Below are 14422 nucleotides of genomic sequence, written 5' to 3'. Positions count from 1 at the left end.
TGCGACCCCTGCGCGCACCGCGCGGCCGTCCGGGCATGGAATCATGGGCGGAGTCGGCCAACCACTGTGCTGCTGCCTCCGGTTGGCGGCAGTCAACGCACAACAGGCCATGGCCTTCAGGGGGAGGGAACGATGGCGGACAGCTTCGGACCGATGCGGGATGAGGGTGCCCACGACGGCATCGGCATCGGCACGGACGCGGGTGCCCCGCGCAAGGAACCCATCAGGGTGCTCGTGGTGGACGATCACGCGCTCTTCCGCCGGGGCCTGGAGATCGTCCTCGCCGCCGAGGAGGACATCCAGGTGGTCGGGGAGGCGGGCGACGGCGCCGAGGCGGTGGACAAGGCAGCCGACCTGCTGCCGGACATCGTGCTGATGGACGTACGCATGCCCAAGCGCGGGGGCATCGAGGCGTGCACCTCCATCAAGGAGGTGGCCCCGAGCGCGAAGATCATCATGCTGACGATCAGTGACGAGGAGGCCGACCTCTACGACGCGATCAAAGCGGGCGCCACGGGCTATCTCCTCAAGGAGATCTCCACGGACGAGGTGGCCACGGCGATCCGCGCGGTGGCCGACGGGCAGTCGCAGATCAGTCCGTCCATGGCGTCGAAACTGCTCACCGAGTTCAAGTCGATGATCCAGCGCACCGACGAGCGCAGGTTGGTGCCCGCGCCGCGGCTGACCGAGCGTGAACTGGAAGTGCTGAAGCTGGTGGCCACGGGGATGAACAACCGCGATATCGCGAAGGAGTTGTTCATCTCCGAGAACACCGTGAAGAACCACGTGCGCAACATCCTGGAGAAGCTTCAGCTGCACTCCAGGATGGAGGCGGTGGTGTACGCGATGCGGGAGAAGATCCTCGAGATCAGATGAGTCGGACGGCTCCTCCGGCTCAGGTGGGTCAGAGGAGGGCGCGGACCAGTTCCGCGGTCAGCTCCGGCTTGTTCACCCGCTCCACCCGGACGGAATCGCAGTTGACCCAGGACGCCGCCTCACGGAGCGCCTGAGCGATGGCGGGCACGGACTTGGGGCTGTCCAGTGACACCTGCTTGGCGACCAGCGTGCTGCCCTCGCGGGCGGGATCCACGCGGCCGACCAGGCGGCCCCCGGCCAGGACCGGCATCGCGAAGTAGCCGTGGATCCGCTTGGGCTTGGGGACGTACGCCTCCAGGCGGTGGGTGAAGCCGAAGATCCGCTCCGTGCGCGCCCGCTCCCAGATCAGGGAGTCGAAGGGGGACAGGAGCGTCGTGCGGTGGCGGCCGCGCGGGGGCGTTCGAAGGGCCGCCGGGTCGGCCCAGGCGGGCTTGTCCCAGCCCTCCACCGTCACCGGGACAAGGCCGGAGTCCGCGACCACCGCGTCGAACTGCTCGCCCTTGAGCCGGTGATAATCCGCGATGTCCGCGCGCGTGCCGACGCCCAGCGACTGTCCGGCCAGGCGGACCAGACGGCGCAGGCACTCCGCGTCGTCCAGGTCGTCATGGAGCAGCGCGTCCGGGATCGCGCGCTCCGCGAGGTCGTACACCCGCTTCCAGCCGCGGCGCTCGGTGCAGACCACCTCGCCGTACATCAGCGCGCGCTCGACGGCGACCTTCGCGTCCGACCAGTCCCACCACTCGCCCTTGTTCTTCGCGCCGCCCAACTCCGTCGCCGTGAGGGGGCCTTCGGCGGTGAGCTGCTTGATGACCGTGTCGTACGCGCCGTCCGGCAGGTCGTGGTGCCAGTGCGGGCGGGTGCGGTACGCGCGGCGGCGGAAGGCGAAGTGCGGCCACTCCTCGATGGGCAGGATGCACGCGGCGTGCGACCAGTACTCGAAGGCGTGCGGCCGGGCGGGGCCGGTGCCCGATGCCCCGTCCCAGTACGCCGCCTCGACGCGGTCGCGGCCGACGGCGCCGAGACGGGCGTACGGAATGAGCTCGTGGGAACGGGCGAGGACCGAGATCGTGTCGAGCTGGACCGCGCCGAGGTGCCGCAGCACGCCCCGCACACCGGACCTGCGGTCCGGAGCGCCCAGGAACCCCTGGGCGCGCAGCGCGATACGGCGGGCCTCGTCGGCGGAGAGGCTGATGGCGGGGCGCGGCAGGCTCGTCATGTCCGAAACGATAGGGGGCGGCACTGACAACGCCTCCTGGCCTGCGGAAACCGGCCCGAACGCCTCCGTCGGCCCCGGGCGTCGGCCCCGGGCGCCCTCAGTCCTGGGCGTCCTGGGCGGGCAGATACGGCTGGGCGGGCGACAGGCCCAGATCGCTCGGGAGCAGGGCGCCCACCCAGCAGTCCCGGAGCGTGGCCTTGTTCAGGAGGGCGCCCCGCAGGGTGCCCTCGAAGACGAAGCCGGCCCTCTCCACCACCGCGCGGGAGCCCGTGTTGCCGACCTCGGCGCGCCACTCCAGGCGGGTGCAGCCCAGGTCGGTGAAGGCCCACCTGGCGAGGGCGAGGACGACCTCCGTCATGTAGCCGCGGCCCCGGTGCTCCTTGGCCGTCCAGAAGCCGACCTCCCAGGCGCCCGAGCGCGGGTGGTGCAGGCTGGCGGCGGCGACCAGCGGGCCGCCCTCCCGGGGACGTACGGCGAAGGTGTACTCCGTGTCGTGGCGCCAGCCGTCCGGGACCATGCGCGCCACGAATCCCTCGGCGTCCGCGCGGGCGTAGGGCGAGGGGATCGTGGTCCAGCGCTGGATGTCGGCGTCCTGGCAGGCTTCGTACGTCTCGTCGATCTCGGTGGGCGTGAAGGTGCGCAGGATCAGGCGTTCGGTGGTGAGGGTGACGGGCTCCATCCGGTGATTCTGCGGGGGCGGGTGACCTGAGGCCAGTGCTTTTCGCCGACCTTTCACCCGCATTTCGCCGAGCGCTGATCGTCACAACCCGGCACCTTCCAGGCCCCCCGCCCGTTGACGTATCGGCAGACCTCCCGGCGCGGCCCGCTCCTCGCTTACGATGGCCGTTGCCCTATGAGTAAACCGACCATGCCAGGCCCGACCGGCAAGGAGACCAACCCTCGTGTCCGTCCTCTCGAAGATCATGCGTGCAGGCGAAGGCAAGATCCTGCGCAAGCTGCACCGCATCGCGGACCAGGTCAAGTCCATCGAAGAGGACTTCGTCAGCCTCTCCGACGCCGAGCTGCGCGCGCTGACCGAGGAGTACAAGGAGCGTCACGCCGACGGCGAGACCCTTGACGACCTCCTCCCCGAAGCCTTTGCCACGGTGCGTGAGGCCGCCAAGCGCGTCCTCGGCCAGCGGCACTACGACGTCCAGATGATGGGCGGCGCCGCGCTGCACCTCGGCTATGTCGCCGAGATGAAGACGGGTGAGGGCAAGACCCTCGTCGGCACCCTCCCCGCGTACCTCAACGCCCTGTCGGGCAAGGGCGTGCACCTGATCACGGTCAACGACTACCTGGCCGAGCGCGACTCCGAGATGATGGGCCGCGTCCACAAGTTCCTGGGCCTGTCCGTCGGCTGCATCATCGCCAACATGACCCCGGCGCAGCGCCGCGAGCAGTACGCCTGCGACATCACGTACGGCACGAACAACGAATTCGGATTCGACTACCTGCGCGACAACATGGCGTGGTCGAAGGACGAACTGGTGCAGCGCGGCCACAACTTCGCGATCGTCGACGAGGTCGACTCGATCCTGGTGGACGAGGCCCGTACACCGCTGATCATCTCCGGCCCCGCCGACCAGGCCACCAAGTGGTACGGCGACTTCGCCAAGTTGGTCACCCGCCTCACCAAGGGCGAGGCGGGCAACACGCTCAAGGGCATCGAGGAGACCGGGGACTACGAGGTCGACGAGAAGAAGCGCACCGTCGCCATCCACGAGTCCGGTGTCTCCAAGGTCGAGGACTGGCTGGGTATCGACAACCTGTACGAGTCGGTGAACACGCCGCTCGTGGGTTACCTCAACAACGCCATCAAGGCCAAGGAACTCTTCAAGAACGACAAGGACTACGTCGTCATCGACGGCGAAGTCATGATCGTCGACGAGCACACCGGCCGTATCCTCGCCGGCCGCCGCTACAACGAGGGCATGCACCAGGCGATCGAGGCGAAGGAAGGGGTGGACATCAAGGACGAGAACCAGACCCTTGCCACCATCACCCTCCAGAACTTCTTCCGCCTCTACAAGCGTCACGATCACGAGGGCAAGGAAGTCTCCGGCCTCTGCGGCATGACCGGTACGGCCATGACCGAGGCCGCCGAGTTCCACCAGATCTACAAGCTGGGCGTCGTGCCGATCCCGACGAACCGGCCCATGGTCCGCGCCGACCAGTCGGACCTGATCTACCGCACCGAGGTCGCGAAGTTCGCCGCCGTCGTCGACGACATCGCCGAGAAGCACGAGCAGGGCCAGCCGATCCTGGTCGGCACGACCTCCGTGGAGAAGTCGGAGTACCTCTCCCAGCAGCTCTCCAAGCGCGGTGTGCAGCACGAGGTGCTGAACGCCAAGCAGCACGACCGTGAGGCGCCGATCATCGCCCAGGCCGGCCGCAAGGGCGCCGTCACCGTCGCCACGAACATGGCCGGACGAGGCACGGACATCAAGCTCGGCGGCAACCCCGACGACCTCGCCGAGGCGGAGCTGCGCCAGCGCGGCCTCGACCCCGTCGAGCACGTCGAGGAGTGGGCGGCCGCGCTGCCCGCCGCCATGGAGAAGGCCGAGCGGGCAGTGAAGGCGGAGTTCGAGGAGGTCGTGGACCTCGGCGGTCTGTACGTCCTTGGCACCGAGCGGCACGAGTCGCGCCGTATCGACAACCAGTTGCGCGGTCGTTCCGGCCGTCAGGGCGACCCGGGCGAGTCCCGCTTCTACCTCTCGCTCGGCGACGACCTGATGCGCCTCTTCAAGGCGCAGATGGTCGAGCGCGTGATGGCCATGGCCAACGTCCCTGACGACGTGCCGATCGAGAACAAGATGGTGACGCGCGCGATCGCGTCCGCCCAGTCGCAGGTCGAGCAGCAGAACTTCGAGACGCGTAAGAACGTCCTGAAGTACGACGAGGTCCTCAACCGGCAGCGCGAGGTCATCTACGGCGAGCGCCGCCGCGTCCTGGAGGGCGAGAACCTCCAGGAGCAGGTCACGCACTTCATGGACGACACGATCGACGCGTACATCGCGGCGGAGACCGCCGAGGGCTTCGCCGAGGAGTGGGACCTGGACCGGCTGTGGGGCGCCTTCAAGCAGCTCTACCCGGTGAAGGTCACCGTCGAGGAGCTGGAGGAGGACGCGGGCGACCGCGCCGGCCTGACCGCCGAGTTCATCTCCGAGTCCATCAAGGACGACATCCACCAGCAGTACGAGGCACGTGAGGAGCAGCTCGGCTCCGAGATCATGCGGGAGCTGGAGCGGCGGGTCGTCCTCTCGGTCCTCGACCGCAAGTGGCGCGAGCACCTCTACGAGATGGACTACCTCCAGGAGGGCATCGGCCTCCGTGCCATGGCGCAGAAGGACCCGCTGGTCGAGTACCAGCGCGAGGGCTTCGACATGTTCAACGCCATGATGGACGGCATCAAGGAAGAGTCCGTCGGCTACCTGTTCAACCTGGAGGTCCAGGTCGAGCAGCAGGTCGAGGAGGTTCCTGTGTCGGACTCGGCCGAGGCCGGGGCTCTGCTGGACAAGAAGGACGCTGTTCCCGCCGGTGGCGGCCGTCCCGAGATCCGCGCCAAGGGGCTCGACGCCCCGCAGCGCCCCGACCGTCTCCACTTCCAGGCGCCGAACGCCGAGGGCGGGGTCGACGAAGGAGACTTCGAGACCGAGGACGCGGGTGTGCGGTCGGAGTCGGACGGGATGACGCGTGCGGAGCGGCGTAAGGCCCAGAAGGGCGGGCGGCGGCGCAAGAAGTGACGTTGCGCTTGGCTTGGGCGGCGTTGCTTTTGCTTGGGCGGCGTTGCCTCGGCTCGGGTGGGGCTGCTTTGACGTGACGTTGCTTTGACGTGACCGCGGTGCTTTGTGAGGGGCCGGGTGCCTGTTGGCGCTCGGCCCCTCGCGTTGTCATGGGGCCGGGGCGCCGACCTCCACCGCCGTGCAGCGCCATTTCTGGTCCTCGCCCAGATGCAGGCGGAACGCCAGAGCCCTGAGGGCCGGGCCCGCGCCGATCCTCGCGAATACCTCGTACACGCCCGGGCGGGGTTCGTAGTGGCCGATCCGGTGGACCGTGGGGCGTAGGCCGTTCACGGTCAGGGGCGCGAGTTCGGCCAGGCGTGCGAGGTCGTCGAAGGTCGTGTGGGTGATGTGGGGGGCCGCCCAGTGGACCGGCTTCTGGCCGCTCAGGACCAGGAGCAGGCGCTCGGTGAAGAGTTCCGTGGGGTGCGGTGGGGGTTGGGGCGGGCGCGTCGTTGTGGAGGGGCGGGTTGCCATCGGGCGGCGGGGGTCCCTGCGGCCCGGGGGGCGGGTGGTCGCGGGGCGTGAGCGGGGCCTGGTCATTACCTTGTGCATCCGTGTCGCCTCCGGCTCTTCGGTGCCCCGGCGCCGGGTGGTACCTGGGGGTACCGGCGTATCGGCGTACCGGGGAGTAACTTCTGTCGGAGATCTTGTACGGGGACGGGGGCGGGGGACGCAAGGATGTGGGCGCCTCGTGGGCCGGGCCCGAAGAGTCACCTATCAGGGTGGTCGGGGGTGGCTGGAGCCGTGGGGTTGCTGGGGTGTGGAGGGTGAGGGGCGGGAGGTGGGGTGACGCGGGGGGTGGGGGTGGGGCGCAGCTCGAAGGGGGACTCCCGGACGTATTCTGGAGGCCTTCCTGTCCTGTCCCTCCGATCCCGTTGCCAGCTGGGGATCCGACCGTGAAAGCGGGCCGTCATGCGCGTCTACGTTCCCCTGACCCTGAGCCGTCTCGCTGAGGCGTACAAGGCGGGCGAGCTGGGGCCGGGGCCGCTGACCGCCTATGCCGTGACGCCCGCGCTGCGTGAGTGGTACGTCTCGGACGACATCGAGGAGCTGGAGTACGCCGCCCTGAACCGTGCCGCGCTCGCTTCGCTGCGGTTGGTCGCGGGGGACCCGGGGGCGGCTCGGCGGCGGGTGGTGCTGGCCGCGGATGTGCCCGACGGGGCTGCGGTCTCCGATCCTGACCGGGGGCTGGATGCGGGGGCGCTCGGTGAGGTGCGGGTCGCTGCGGCCTTGGGGCTGGGGAAGGTCGCGGCCGTGCATGTGGACTCGGAGGACGCCGAGGGGGATGTCGCTGCGGCGGCGGAGGTGTTGGGGGCCGCGGATCAGGGGGATGACGATGCGCGGTTCACTGTGGACGGGGTCGAGGATCATGAGCTGCTGTGGTTTGCGACGCAGGAGATTGCTGGGTTGATCGACTGAGGGTCGGGTGCCTCTGGGGCTGCCGCAGCGGGGTGGGGTGCTGTTCCGTCTTGGGGGCGGGGCGGTGGTGTTCTGGGCCGGGGGTGCGGTGCCTGTCCGTTTTGGCGGCGGGGCCTGTGGTGCGGGTGGCCGGGGTGCGGGGTCTGTTCGTCTGTGGGGCGGGGCCGCGCCGGTATGTCCGTCCTCGCTATCGTCCGGTGGCCGCGTGGGCTACTGCGGCACCGGAGCGCCGCGAACCGTGCTCCGGGCGGAAATACCGACACGTCCCCTCGCGAGCGTCGCCGACTGCGGGTGCGTGGGGGTGCGGCCCGCTGGCTCTGTCCAGGGGCGTCGCGCCGGCGGTTGTGAGTGGGTGGGGGTGCGGGCTGGCGTTCTGTCCAGGGGTGTCTCGCTGGCGGTTGTGGGGAAACTCGCGGTGGGGTGTCGGTGGGGGCGGGTACCTTTTTTGTATGGGGAAGCTGCAGCGCGGGGCGCACATCGTCTGGGACTGGAACGGGACTCTGCTGCATGACATTCATGCGGTGATCGAGTCCACCAACGCCTCGTTCGCGGAAATTGGGCTTGAGCCCATCACGTTTGAGCGGTATCGCGATCTCTACTGCGTGCCCATCCCCCTGTTCTACGAGCGGCTGATGGGGCGGTTGCCCACGGACGCCGAGTGGCAGGTCATGGATGCCGTGTTCCACAAGCACTACTGGACCCGGGCCGAGGCATGCGGGTTGGCCGACGGGGCGGCCGAGCTGCTCGCGGGGCGGCGGGCTGCCGGGCGTACGCAGTCGTTGCTCTCGCTCGCGCCGCACGAGCACCTGGTGCCGATCGTGCGGCGGCACGGGATCGAGGCGCACTTCGTGCGGATCGACGGGCGCACGGACACCTCGCACGCGGGCAAGGCCGAGCGGATGGTGCGGCACATGGCCGCGCTCGGCGGGGTCGACGCCGACCGGGTCGTCGTCATCGGCGATGCCCTTGACGATGCCGTCGCGGCGGCGCACGTCGGGGCGCGGGCCGTGCTGTACACCGGGGGGTCGCACAGCAGGACCAGTCTGGAGGCGGCCGGGATGGAGGTTCCGGTCGTCGACAGTCTCGCGGAGGCCGTCGAGGTGGCCGAGCGGCTGGCCGCCTAGTACACCGGCGCCTTCGCCCGCAGCACCGTGAGGAACTCCCTCATCCAGGCCGAGTGGTCCGGCCACGCGCGGGCCGAGACCAGGGTGCCGTCGACCACCACCTCCGCGTCCTGGAACGTCGCGCCCGCCGTCTGCATGTCCAGCTCAAGGGCCGGGTACGCCGTGACCCTGCGGCCGCTCAGGCCGCCGATCGCCGCCGTCAGGAGCGGGCCGTGGCAGATCTGCGCCACCGGCTTGTCCGCGTCGAAGAACGACTTGAGGATCTTGCGCAGCTCCGGGTCGTTGCGAAGATACTCCGGGGCCCGCCCGCCCGGGACCACCAGAGCCGCGTACTGGCCAGGGTCCACCTCGGAGAAGGCCAGGTCGGCGGGCCAGGTGTAGCCCGGCTTCTCCGTGTACGTGTCGAAGCCCGGTTCGAAGTCGTGCACCACGAACCGCAGCGTCTTGCGGGCCGGGGCGGCGATGTGGACCTCGTACCCCTCCTCGCGCAGCCGTTGGTAGGGGTACAGGACCTCCAGGGACTCCGCCGCGTCGCCGGTCACTATCAGGATCTTGGCTGCCATCGGTTGGTCGCCCTCCCAGTCGTGCGCTGTCCGTCCGCTCAACGTGCATCCGTCCGTCCGGTTTGCCAAGGGGGCGGGCTGCTGACAGGTGGCGCGAAAGTCTCTGTGCAGAGTGTCAAAGTTCCACCCCCGCTTTTGTACACATACGGCTCATGACGGCTCCCGGGTGGAGGGCGATAGCCTTGTCCCGTGATCAGCGCGATATCCCGCGGGGGCGTGTACGCCCCCGCCCTGCGCCCGGGGAACACGGAGGACATCCGTGCCCGGGGCGTCGCTGACGCTTCTTCGCGGTGCGGCCAGCTCATTCATCCCGGCCATCGGTCAGCGAAACCGCTGAAAATGGCGGATAACCGCCCGCTCATCTCTCACCGCGGCATAACGTCGACTTCGACCGGAGACCCCGCGTCGCGGCGTTACGTCGGATCACTTCCTTCAACGTCACGCAACGGCGCGCGACAGGAGTCAGAGGACAATGCAGACCAAGCTGGACGAAGCCAAAGCCGAGCTGCTCACACGGGCGGCCCGGGTAGCTGAGAACAGCCCGGTCGGTGGCCGCCTACCGAATGGGGCACCGACCGGGACGAAGGACGAGAAGGCCACGACCGACCAGGACACGGCTCTCGCGTTCCTCCAGCGCTACTACCTGCACACCGCCCCGGAGGACCTCGCGGACCGCGACCCGGTCGATGTCTTCGGAGCGGCCTTCTCCCACTACCGGCTTGCCGAGAACCGCCCGCAGGGCACGGCCAACGTCCGGGTGCACACCCCGACCGTCGAGGAGAACGGCTGGACGTGCAGCCACTCCGTCGTCGAGGTGGTCACCGACGACATGCCTTTCCTGGTCGATTCGGTCACCAATGAACTTTCCCGGCAGGGGCGCGGCATCCATGTCGTCATCCACCCCCAGGTCGTCGTACGACGTGATCTGACCGGCAAGCTCCTGGAGGTCCTCACCGACCCCGGGACCGACCGCCCGCACGACGCGGTCACCGAGTCCTGGATCCACGTCGAGATGGACCGCGAGACCGACCGAGCGGACCTGAAGCAGATCAGCGCCGATCTGCTCCGGATCCTCTCCGACGTACGCGAGACCGTCGAGGACTGGGAGAAGATGCGCGATGCCGCGCTGCGCATCGCCGATGAGCTGCCCACCGAGCCGACCGCCGACGACCTGCGCGACCAGGAGGTCGACGAGGCGCGCGAGCTGCTCCGCTGGCTCTCCGAGAACCACTTCACGTTCCTGGGATTTCGTGAGTACGACCTGACGGACGACGACTCGCTCGCCGCTGTCCCCGGCACCGGCCTCGGCATCCTGCGCGCCGACCCGAAGCACGACGGCGAGGAGGACCACCCGGTCAGCCCGTCCTTCAGCCGGCTTCCCGCGGACGCGCGCGCCAAGGCCCGTGAGCACAAGCTCCTTGTGCTCACCAAGGCGAACAGCCGTGCCACCGTGCACCGGCCCAGCTACCTCGACTACGTCGGCGTGAAGAAGTTCGACGCCGAGGGCAACGTCATCGGTGAGCGGCGCTTCCTCGGGCTCTTCTCGTCCGCTGCGTACACCGAGTCCGTGCGCCGCGTGCCGGTCATCCGGCGCAAGGTCCAGGAGGTCCTCAAGGGCGCGGGCTTCTCGCCCAACAGCCATGACGGCCGCGACCTGCTGCAGATCCTCGAGACGTACCCGCGTGACGAGCTCTTCCAGACGCCCGCCGACGAGCTGCGCTCGATCGTCACCTCCGTCCTGTACCTCCAGGAGCGCCGCAGGCTCCGGCTCTACCTGCGCAAGGACGAGTACGGCCGCTACTACTCGGCCCTCGTCTACCTGCCCCGCGACCGCTACACCACCGGCGTCCGGCTGCGGATCATCGACATCCTCAAGGAGGAGCTCGGCGGCGACAGCGTCGACTTCACCGCCTGGAACACCGAGTCGATCCTCTCCCGGCTGCACTTCGTGGTCCGCGTCGCGCCCGGCGGCGGCCTTCCGCAGCTCACCGACGCCGACACCGACCGCATCGAGGCGCGGCTCGTCGACGCCGCCCGCTCCTGGTCCGACGGCTTCGCCGAGGCGCTGACCGCCGAGTGCGGCGAGGAGCGCGCCGCCGAGCTGCTCCGCCGCTACTCCGGTTCCTTCCCCGAGGGCTACAAGGCGGACCACACGCCGCGGGCCGCCGTCGCCGACCTGGTGCACCTGGAGCAGCTGAAGCAGGGGGGCAAGGACTTCGCGCTCAGCCTGTACGAGCCGGTGGGCGCCGCTCCCGGCGAGCGCCGCTTCAAGATCTACCGAGCCGGTGAGCAGGTGTCGCTCTCCGCGGTCCTGCCGGTGCTCCAGCGCCTGGGCGTCGAAGTCACCGACGAGCGGCCCTACGAGCTGCGCTGCACGGACCGTACGAACGCCTGGATCTACGACTTCGGCCTGCGCCTGCCCAAGTCACAGAACGGCAACGGCGACTACTTGGGCGACGACGGCCGCGAGCGTTTCCAGGAGGCCTTCGCCGCCGCCTGGACGGGCGAGACCGAGGTCGACGGCTTCAACTCGCTCGTCCTGCGGGCCGGGCTCAACTGGCGCCAGGCGATGGTGCTCCGCGCCTACGCCAAGTACCTGCGCCAGGCGGGCTCCACCTTCAGCCAGGACTACATGGAGGACACCCTCCTCAACAACGTCCACACCACCCGGCTGCTCGTCTCGCTCTTCGAGGCGCGGATGTCCCCGGACCGCCAGCGCGCCGGCACCGAGCTGACCGACGGGCTCCTGGAGGAGCTGGACGGCGCGCTCGACCAGGTCGCGTCCCTCGACGAGGACCGGATCCTGCGGTCCTTCCTCACCGTCATCAAGGCGACGCTGCGGACCAACTTCTTCCAGGAGGCGGGCGGCGGCAGTCCGCACAACTACGTCTCCATGAAGTTCGACCCGCAGGCCATCCCCGACCTCCCCGCGCCCCGCCCGGCGTACGAGATCTGGGTGTACTCGCCGCGCGTCGAGGGCGTGCACCTGCGCTTCGGCAAGGTCGCACGCGGTGGCCTTCGCTGGTCCGACCGGCGTGAGGACTTCCGTACCGAGATCCTCGGCCTGGTCAAGGCGCAGATGGTGAAGAACACTGTCATCGTGCCCGTCGGCGCCAAGGGCGGCTTCGTCGCCAAGCAGCTGCCCGACCCGGCCGTGGACCGCGACGCGTGGCTCGCCGAGGGCGTCCGCTGCTACAAGACCTTCATCTCGGCGCTGCTCGACATCACCGACAACCTCGTCGCCGGTGAGGTCGTGCCGCCCGCCGACGTCGTGCGTCACGACGAGGACGACACCTACCTCGTCGTCGCCGCCGACAAGGGCACCGCGACGTTCTCGGACATCGCGAACGAGGTTGCCGAGTCGTACAACTTCTGGCTCGGTGACGCCTTCGCCTCCGGCGGCTCCGCCGGTTACGACCACAAGGGCATGGGCATCACCGCCCGCGGCGCCTGGGAGTCCGTCAAGCGGCACTTCCGGGAGCTCGGCACCGACACCCAGTCCGAGGACTTCACCGTCGTCGGCGTCGGCGACATGTCCGGTGACGTGTTCGGCAACGGCATGCTGCTCTCCGAGCACATCCGCCTGGTCGCCGCCTTCGACCACCGGCACATCGTCATCGACCCCCGGCCGAACGCCGAGACGTCGTACGCCGAGCGCCGCCGCCTCTTCGAGCTGCCGCGCAGCTCCTGGGCCGACTACAACAAGGAGCTGCTCTCCGCGGGCGGCGGGATCTTCCCGCGCAGCGCCAAGGCGATCCAGCTCAACGCGCACATCCGCGAGGCCCTCGGCATCGAGACGAACGTCGCCAAGATGACCCCGGCCGACCTGATGAAGGCCATCCTCCAGGCGCCGGTCGACCTGCTGTGGAACGGCGGCATCGGTACGTACGTGAAGTCGTCGGCCGAGTCGAACGCGGACGTCGGCGACAAGGCGAACGACGCGATCCGCGTCGACGGCTCCGAGCTGCGCGTCAAGGTCGTCGGCGAGGGCGGCAACCTCGGTCTGACCCAGCTGGGGCGCATCGAGTTCGCGCGTGCCGGTGGGCGCATCAACACCGACGCCATCGACAACAGCGCCGGCGTGGACACCTCCGACCACGAGGTGAACATCAAGATCCTGCTCAACGCGGTCGTCGCCAACGGCGACATGACCGTCAAGCAGCGCAACACGTTCCTCGCCGCGATGACCGACGAGGTCGGGCATCTGGTCCTGCGCAACAACTACGCGCAGAACACCGCCCTGTCGAACGCGGTCGCCCAGTCCCCGTCCCTCCTCCACGCCCACCAGCGCTTCATGCGCCGCCTGGGCCGCGACGGGCACCTGAACCGGGCCCTGGAGTTCCTGCCCACCGACCGGCAGATCCGTGAACTCCTCGGCTCCGGCCGCGGGCTCAGCCAGCCCGAGCTCGCCGTGCTCCTCGCGTACACGAAGATCACGGCCGCCGACGAGCTGATCCAGACGACGCTCCCGGACGACGACTACCTGCGCGGGCTGCTGCACGCGTACTTCCCGAAGGCCCTGCGGGAGAAGTTCCCCGAGCAGGTCGACGGCCACGCGCTGCGCCGCGAGATCATCACCACGGTCCTGGTCAACGACACGGTGAACACGGGCGGTTCGACGTTCCTGCACCGGCTGCGCGAGGAGACCGGTGCCTCCCTCGAGGAGATCGTGCGGGCGCAGCTCGCGGCGCGCGAGATCTTCGGCCTGAGCAAGGTCTGGGACGCCGTCGAGGCGCTCGACAACGTGGTGGCGGCCGACGTCCAGACCCGCGTACGGCTGCACTCGCGCCGCCTCGTCGAGCGCGGCACCCGGTGGCTGCTCAACAACCGGCCGCAGCCGCTCCAGCTCGCCGAGACCATCGACTTCTTCCGTACGGGTGTCGCCGAGGTCTGGACCGAGCTGCCGAAGCTGCTGCGCGGCTCCGACCAGGAGTGGTACCAGAGCATCCGCGACGAGCTGGTGGGCGCGGGCGTCCCCGACGAGCTCGCCCAGCGCGTCGCCGGGTTCTCCTCGGCGTTCCCCTCGCTCGACATCGTGGCGATCGCCGACCGCACGGGCAAGGAGCCGATGGCCGTCGCCGAGGTCTACTACGACCTCGCCGACCGGCTGCGGATCACCCAGCTCATGGACCGCATCATCGAGCTGCCGCGGGCCGACCGCTGGCAGTCGATGGCGCGGGCGTCGATCCGCGAGGACCTGTACGCGGCGCACGCCGCCCTGACGGCCGACGTGCTGGCCGCCGGGAACGGCGAGGACACTCCTGAGCAGCGCTTCAAGGCCTGGGAGGAGAAGAACGCGGCGATCCTGAGCCGGTCGCGCTCGACGCTCGACGAGATCCAGAGCTCGGACGCGTTCGACCTGGCGAACCTGTCCGTCGCGATGCGGACGATGCGGACGCTGCTGCGGACCCACTCGTAATCCGTCGTACGCCGATGGGG

9 protein-coding genes are annotated in these 14422 nt (G+C 69.3%); 5 read left to right on the top strand and 4 right to left on the bottom strand.

Annotated elements, in window-relative coordinates; genetic code table 11:
• Positions 1-132: 132 nt before the first annotated feature.
• Positions 133-876, top strand: coding sequence for a response regulator (locus ACGFX9_RS06495; protein ID WP_393465435.1), 744 nt, complete (start codon positions 133-135; stop codon positions 874-876).
• Positions 877-904: 28 nt separating this feature from the next.
• Here ACGFX9_RS06495 and ACGFX9_RS06490 read toward each other — a convergent pair whose 3' ends face one another.
• Both ACGFX9_RS06490 and ACGFX9_RS06485 read right to left on the bottom strand, forming a co-directional pair.
• On the bottom strand, positions 905-2092 hold the full coding sequence (locus ACGFX9_RS06490) for a winged helix-turn-helix domain-containing protein (RefSeq protein WP_393465432.1): 1188 nt from the start codon (positions 2090-2092) through the stop codon (positions 905-907).
• Positions 2093-2189: 97 nt separating this feature from the next.
• The gene (locus tag ACGFX9_RS06485; protein ID WP_393465429.1) at positions 2190-2771 is read right to left on the bottom strand and encodes a GNAT family N-acetyltransferase; all 582 of its coding nucleotides are present in this window, start codon (positions 2769-2771) and stop codon (positions 2190-2192) included.
• A gap of 223 nt (positions 2772-2994) precedes the next feature.
• Between ACGFX9_RS06485 and secA the strand changes: the two genes are divergently transcribed.
• Positions 2995-5838, top strand: a complete 2844-nt coding sequence (gene secA, locus ACGFX9_RS06480; RefSeq protein ID WP_393465426.1) for a preprotein translocase subunit SecA — start codon at positions 2995-2997, stop codon at positions 5836-5838.
• Between the two features lie 147 nt (positions 5839-5985).
• Here the strand turns inward: secA and ACGFX9_RS06475 are convergent, their stop codons facing one another.
• On the bottom strand, positions 5986-6351 hold the full coding sequence (locus ACGFX9_RS06475; RefSeq protein ID WP_393465422.1) for an Rv3235 family protein: 366 nt from the start codon (positions 6349-6351) through the stop codon (positions 5986-5988).
• Between the two features lie 438 nt (positions 6352-6789).
• Between ACGFX9_RS06475 and ACGFX9_RS06470 the strand changes: the two genes are divergently transcribed.
• Together ACGFX9_RS06470 and ACGFX9_RS06465 are read left to right on the top strand one after the other, a co-directional pair.
• Positions 6790-7296, top strand: coding sequence for a DUF6912 family protein (locus ACGFX9_RS06470; RefSeq protein ID WP_393465419.1), 507 nt, complete (start codon positions 6790-6792; stop codon positions 7294-7296).
• Positions 7297-7745: 449 nt separating this feature from the next.
• Positions 7746-8420 (top strand): HAD family hydrolase, encoded by a 675-nt coding sequence (locus tag ACGFX9_RS06465; protein ID WP_393465416.1) that lies wholly within the window; start codon positions 7746-7748, stop codon positions 8418-8420.
• Here ACGFX9_RS06465 and ACGFX9_RS06460 read toward each other — a convergent pair.
• Positions 8417-8983 (bottom strand): DJ-1/PfpI family protein, encoded by a 567-nt coding sequence (locus tag ACGFX9_RS06460; RefSeq protein ID WP_393465413.1) that lies wholly within the window; start codon positions 8981-8983, stop codon positions 8417-8419. The genes ACGFX9_RS06465 and ACGFX9_RS06460 overlap by 4 nt on opposite strands.
• Positions 8984-9455: 472 nt before the next feature.
• Here ACGFX9_RS06460 and ACGFX9_RS06455 point away from each other — a divergent pair, with 472 nt between their 5' ends.
• Positions 9456-14402, top strand: a complete 4947-nt coding sequence (locus ACGFX9_RS06455) for an NAD-glutamate dehydrogenase (RefSeq protein ID WP_393465410.1) — start codon at positions 9456-9458, stop codon at positions 14400-14402.
• Positions 14403-14422 lie beyond the last annotated feature (20 nt).

It is taken from the genome of Streptomyces sp. NPDC048436 (genome assembly GCF_043200355.1).
Taxonomy (GTDB): domain Bacteria; phylum Actinomycetota; class Actinomycetes; order Streptomycetales; family Streptomycetaceae; genus Streptomyces.
Note: the sequence above shows the minus strand (reverse complement) of the source record. Positions and strands in the feature narration are given on the sequence as shown.

Coding starts and splice junctions, on each gene's coding strand:
- ACGFX9_RS06495 (WP_393465435.1), top strand. CDS start 133: ATGGCGGACAGCTTCGGACCGATGCGGGATGAGGGTGCCCACGACGGC.
- ACGFX9_RS06490 (WP_393465432.1), bottom strand. CDS start 2,092: ATGACGAGCCTGCCGCGCCCCGCCATCAGCCTCTCCGCCGACGAGGCC.
- ACGFX9_RS06460 (WP_393465413.1), bottom strand. CDS start 8,983: ATGGCAGCCAAGATCCTGATAGTGACCGGCGACGCGGCGGAGTCCCTG.
- ACGFX9_RS06465 (WP_393465416.1), top strand. CDS start 7,746: ATGGGGAAGCTGCAGCGCGGGGCGCACATCGTCTGGGACTGGAACGGG.
- ACGFX9_RS06455 (WP_393465410.1), top strand. CDS start 9,456: ATGCAGACCAAGCTGGACGAAGCCAAAGCCGAGCTGCTCACACGGGCG.
- ACGFX9_RS06470 (WP_393465419.1), top strand. CDS start 6,790: ATGCGCGTCTACGTTCCCCTGACCCTGAGCCGTCTCGCTGAGGCGTAC.
- ACGFX9_RS06475 (WP_393465422.1), bottom strand. CDS start 6,351: ATGGCAACCCGCCCCTCCACAACGACGCGCCCGCCCCAACCCCCACCG.
- ACGFX9_RS06485 (WP_393465429.1), bottom strand. CDS start 2,771: ATGGAGCCCGTCACCCTCACCACCGAACGCCTGATCCTGCGCACCTTC.